This is a genomic window from Streptomyces sp. NPDC059850 (genome assembly GCF_042731515.1).
Classification (GTDB): domain Bacteria; phylum Actinomycetota; class Actinomycetes; order Streptomycetales; family Streptomycetaceae; genus Streptomyces.
In genome coordinates, this window is sequence record NZ_JBHWJI010000108.1 from 1 (window position 1) to 640 (window position 640).

A 640-nucleotide genomic window follows, 5' to 3' on the forward strand; every position below is an offset into this window, starting at 1 on the left:
TGTTCAGCGCGAAGATCGTCACGGCGGTGAGCAGGACGGCGGCCTGCAACACCGCCGCCTGATCGTGGAGGCCGCCGTTCCGCTCATCGCGGAGCGGGGCACTGCGGGGGTCGGGGTGCGCGAGGTCGCCGCCGCGGCGGGGGTCTCGGTCGGCACCGTCACGTACCACTTCGAGAGCGTGCAGGAAGTCCTCTCCGAGGCGATGGTCCTGCACATAGAGGGCTATTACGCCGCCCTCACCGAGGCCGCCGACCGCGCCACCAGCGGCGCGGAGGGCCTGCGGCTGCTCATCGACGCGCTCTTCACGGACGACACGGACCAGCACTGGCGGATGTGGTTCGACTACTGGAACGCGGGCGAGCGCGACCAGACGTTCGCCCGTGGGGCGGCCGAGCGGTACGAGAGCTGGCACGGCGAGATCCGGTCCCTGGTCGAGCGGGGCTGCGCCGAGGGCGACTTCCGCTGCGACGACCCGGCGGACTTCACTCTCCGCTTCTCCGCGCTGGCGGATGGGCTGGCGCTGCGGCGGCTGCGGCAGGTCCCGGCCCTGAGCGTCGAGGACGCGCGCCGCCACCTGCGGCGCTTCGCGGAGGCGGAGCTGGCTGGCTGAGCGGAGTGGGCTCACTTCTTCTCGATGGGC

At 72.3% G+C, this 640-nt stretch carries 1 protein-coding gene; it reads left to right on the forward strand.

The features are described from left to right. Positions 1–610 (forward strand): TetR/AcrR family transcriptional regulator (locus tag ACFV9T_RS41625; protein WP_385448849.1); only part of this gene is annotated, 610 nt, incomplete at its 5' end. Positions 611–640 lie beyond the last annotated feature (30 nt).